Origin of the sequence: Actinomadura darangshiensis, assembly GCF_004349235.1 — a bacterium.
In the GTDB taxonomy this organism is placed as follows: domain Bacteria; phylum Actinomycetota; class Actinomycetes; order Streptosporangiales; family Streptosporangiaceae; genus Spirillospora; species Spirillospora darangshiensis.
Genome location: NZ_SMKY01000476.1, coordinates 1 through 4425, shown reverse-complemented (window position 1 = coordinate 4425; position 4425 = coordinate 1). Strand labels below are relative to the sequence as shown.

2 protein-coding genes and 1 pseudogene are annotated in these 4425 nt (G+C 75.1%); 1 reads left to right on the top strand and 2 read right to left on the bottom strand.

Features of this window, described 5'->3' with window-relative positions; all coding sequences use genetic code 11:
- A pseudogene (locus E1293_RS44925) lies at positions 1-640 on the bottom strand (hypothetical protein); the annotation flags it as partial.
- 196 nt (positions 641-836) lie between these two features.
- On the bottom strand, positions 837-2048 hold the full coding sequence (locus tag E1293_RS44920; RefSeq protein ID WP_132205945.1) for a hypothetical protein: 1212 nt from the start codon (positions 2046-2048) through the stop codon (positions 837-839).
- A gap of 167 nt (positions 2049-2215) precedes the next feature.
- Here E1293_RS44920 and E1293_RS44915 point away from each other — a divergent pair.
- The coding region (locus tag E1293_RS44915; protein WP_132205943.1) for an ATP-binding protein at positions 2216-4425 on the top strand (2210 nt) is incomplete at its 3' end.

Genomic DNA, 4425 nt, shown 5'->3' with positions numbered 1-4425 from the left:
GAGGCGGGTTATCCACAGATCCGGAAAATTGCGCGGGGTGGTCGGCGGCCGGGGGAGGGTTGCTCACGAGGGCGGCTTCTGGTTCCACGGGAGGTACCGATGACAGGTCGGACGGCGTCGGCTCTGGCTGCGGAGGCTCGGGCAAGCGGTGGAGGAGGTCGCGCAGGGAGGCCAGGGAGCCTTCCGGCCACAGGGCGACCCGGGGGCCGGGCCGGACGGTGCCGGTCGCCTCGTCCAGGAGAAGCCAGCCGGTGTCCGACAGGCGGCGCAGTTCGCCGGTGGCCCAGCGGCGGGCCAGGTCCGTGTCACCGCGGGACATGTTCGCGTAGACGTCCAGGACGTCGGCGACCGTGGCGGGCTCACCGGGCCAGGGGGAGTCGTCGAGGCGCGTCCAGCAGCACCGCAGCGCCGCGGCGAGGACGCGGCGGGCCTGGCCCGCGCGGTCCAGGGGCATGGGCGCGGTCTCGTACTCCTCCAGCAGCGCGGGAGTCGCACCGTCCGGCCACTCCGGAAGCAGCCAGACGCGCGCGCCGTCCGTCGCGGCGACCATCCCCGGCGGAACGGGATCGGACGCGGACATGGCCGGCCCTCCCAGCACCCGGCCGCGCGCCCGAGCCAGCACATGCGGATCAACACTCACGCGCCCCTCCCCTCGAACCGGCCGGGGGAGACGGAGATTGCCGGCGCGCTGCCCAGGAGTGCGGGGCGTGTGTTTGCGAAGAAGTGCGGGTCAGCGGTCACGCGCTCCTCCTCTCGAACCGGCTGGGGGAACCGGAGATCAGCGGCCCGCTGCCCAGGGCTCGGGTGCGTGTGGGTGCGCGGGTGCGGACCGGGGGTCACCGACCTGTCCTTTCGAACGAGCCGGGGGTGATCCAGGTGGGGGCGTCCTGGGGGTTCGCGGTGAGGCCGTCCGACCAGGTGAGGCGGTAGGGGAGTTCTGGATGCAGATGGATGGACGAGAGGTCGGCGAGCATGCGGCGTGCCGTGACCCAGTCCTGGGCGAGGACGTCCTCGACCGCGATCCGGTCGCGGCCGCGGAGGATCTGCTCGGCGATGCCGCGGAGCCGCTCCAAGGCTGCCGTGTCCGAGCCGGTGTCGCCCGACAGGCCCGGGTCGGGGACGGACGCGCGGGGCGGCGCCGGGCGCGGGGGCGTGGCGCGCGGGCCGTCCTCCACGGCGGTCACCACGGCGGACGGCTCGTGCCAAGGCGCCGGGGCGTCGAAGACGAACCCGTCCAGGACGGCCGCGAGGTCCTCGCGGGAGGCGGTGCGGGTGAAGGTCCGCCAGGTCTCGGGCGGCAGCAGGGTCAGGTTGCGGGTCGTGCCCGCCGAGTCCGACAGGCGGGCGGCGGCCCGGCGGGACGCGTCGCCGTAGGCGTAGATGGCGGCGCGCAGATCGGTGCAGGTGCGGTCGAGCTGCGGCCAGCGGCGCAGGATCGCGCCGTGCAGCCGTTCGGCGCGCAGCAGGATCTCCTCGGTGCCCCAGAGCTTCGGGGCCTGCTCGCGGAGCTCCTCGATGGTCCCGTTGGTGAGCGTGACCAGCTCGACGCTCCACAGACGGAAGGCGCGGGAGAGGCCGTCCGCGCCGTCCCGCGCCTGCTGGGGCGTCATGCGGGGGTCGGCCACGTTGAGCTGCTCCAGCGCGAGGAGCCGGTGCATCTCGCTCTGGCCGCCGTCCAGCATCATGCGGCGGACGAACATCAGCCCGACCACGCTCGTGAACGACGCCCGGTAGCGGAGCTGGTTCGGTTTGGGGAACACCTCGCGGACGGCGCCGAGCCCCTTCAGCACCCGCAGCCGGTTCTCGAACACCTCGGACGGGTAGCGGCGGCACACGTACCGCATCTGCTCGCGGCTCAGGCCGTCCTCGCCCGCGTCGGCGAACGCCGCGAGCAGCGTCTCCGCCACGTCCACCAGCTCGGGATCGTCCACGACGGCGCCGCTGTCGCGGGCCAGCGCCGCGAACATCTGCCGGTACACGCCCAGCACCGCCTCGCCGACCAGGACGTCGTCGAGACTGGCGGGTGCGTTCTCGGAGGTGGGGGACACGGCGCACTACGGTACGGCCACCGCGCCGCCAAGGTGGAATCGGCGCGGGCGCGCGTGGACAATCAAGACCGCGAAACCGTGGCGGATCACGCAGAGCGATGCCACACTCACAGAGCCATAACGGACGTCCTGGATCCGCGAGAACACCGGACGGAACGGCAGGGAGCATGACCGCGCCGAACACTCCCGTCAAGACCAACCTCCCCGGCGAGCCCAACGCCTTCGTCGGCCGCGAACGCGACGTCGCCGACCTCGGCCGGCTGCTGGAGAGCATGCGGGCCGTGACGCTGTGCGGGGCGGGCGGCATCGGCAAGACCCGCCTCGCGCTGCACGTCGCGCACACGATGGCGGACGCCCGCACCGAGGGCGTCTGGTTCGTCGAGCTCGCCGACGTCCGCCCGGACGGGACGACGGAGCCGGTCGCGCGGCGCGTCGCCGCCGTCCTCGACATCGCCGAGGAGGACGGCCGCCCGCTCACCGAGACGCTCGCCGACGCGCTGCACGCGCCCGCGACCCTGATCGTCCTCGACAACTGCGAGCACGTCATCGAGGAGTGCGCGAAGCTCACCGGCATGCTGCTGGCCCGCTGCCCGCGGCTGCGGGTCCTCGCCACGAGCCGGGAGCCGCTGCGCATGGCGGGGGAGAACGTGTGGCGGGTGCCACCCCTGGAGCCGGACGAGGCGGTGCGGCTGTTCATGGAGCGTGCCAGGGCGGCCCGGCCGGGGTTCGGCGCGTCCGACGCCGTCCACGAGGTCACCCGGGCCCTGGACGGGATGCCGCTCGCGCTGGAACTCGCCGCCGCCCGCGTGCGGGTGCTGTCGGCCGAGCAGATCGCGCGCCGCCTCGCCGACCGGTTCCGGCTGCTCAGCGCGGGGGAGCGCACCGCCCCCGCCCGGCAGCGCACCCTGCGCGCCGCGATCGACTGGAGCCACGGGCTGCTGGACGAGCCGGAGCGCACCCTGCTTCGGCGCCTGTCGGTCTTCGCCGGCTGGACGCTGGAGCAGGCCGAGCACGTCTGCTCCGACGACGCGCTGCCCGCCGACGACGTCCTGGACCTGCTCACCGCCCTCGTCGACAAGTCCCTCGTCGTGGTCACCGGGGAGATCGCCGGCGAGGTCCGGTTCCGGCAGCTCGACAGCATCCGCGAGTACGCGGCCGAGCGGCTCGCCGACGCCGGCGAGGAGGCCGGTGTCCGCGGCCGGCATCGCGACGCCGTTCTCGCGGCCGCGGAGCGGCACGGCCGGATCGCCGTCGCCCGCGAGCCCGCGCCCTGGGCCGACCGGGTCGCGCTGTTCACCTGGTACGACGTCGAGCTCGGCAACGTCCGGTCCGCGCTGACCTGGTCGTTCGACCACGGCGACACCGCCGAGGGCCTGCGGATCTGCACCGCCCTGCGCACCTTCTGGATCGTCCGCGGCCGCGTCGCCGAGTGGGCCGGCTGGACCGACCGCTTCCTCGCCTCGGGCCGCAGGCCGGCCCCGGACGTCCTCGGCCCGGCGCTCGCCGGCCGCGCCCAGCTGGCCGCCGGGGGCCGCGACTCCGCCCAGGCCGCCCGGTACGCCGAGGAGGCCCTCGCCCCGTGCCGCCGGGCCGGGGACGACTTCATGGCCGCGACCGCCCTGATCACCGCCGCCGAATGCCTCGCCCGCGGCGGCCGGTTCACCGACGCCGCCAAGCGCCTCGACGAGGCCGACGCGATCGCCGTCGGCCCCGGCCAGGAATGGAACCGCGCCTACGCGTCCGCCGCCCGCGGCTACCTGCTCATCCGCAACTCGCGGCTGCGCGAGGCCCGCGAGCACCTCGACACGGCCGTGTCCGTCATGCGCGACATCGGCCAGCTGTGGGGCGCCTCGCACGCCATGATCGGCCTCGGCCGGCTCGCCGAGCTGCGCGGCGACACCGCGTCCGCCCGCGGCCACTACGCCGAGGTCCTGCCCATCCTCGCCGAGATCGGCGCACGCCCGGAGATGGCCCGCGCCCTCGCCGGCCTGGGCCGCGTCGCACTCGAACAGGACGACCTCCCGTCCGCCCGCGACTCCCTCGCGCAGAGCCTCACGTTGAGCCGCTCGTCCGGCATCCGGCTCGACATGGCCCGCGCCCTGGACGCGTTCGCCGACCTGGTCGCCCGCGAGGGCGACGCCCGCGGCGCGGTGCTGCTCGCCGGCGCCGCGTCCGCGCTCCGCGAGGCCGCCGGCCGCGAACCCGGCACCGGCGCCCGCCGCGAACGCACCCTCGAACCGATCCGCCGCGAACTCGGCGAACCCCTGGTCGCCCAGTTCTGGGGCGAAGGCCGCGCGATGCCCCCCGATGACGCGATCACCTACGCTCTCCGCACCCCCGGGACCCTGACCGTCCCGCCACCTCGCACCCCCGACAC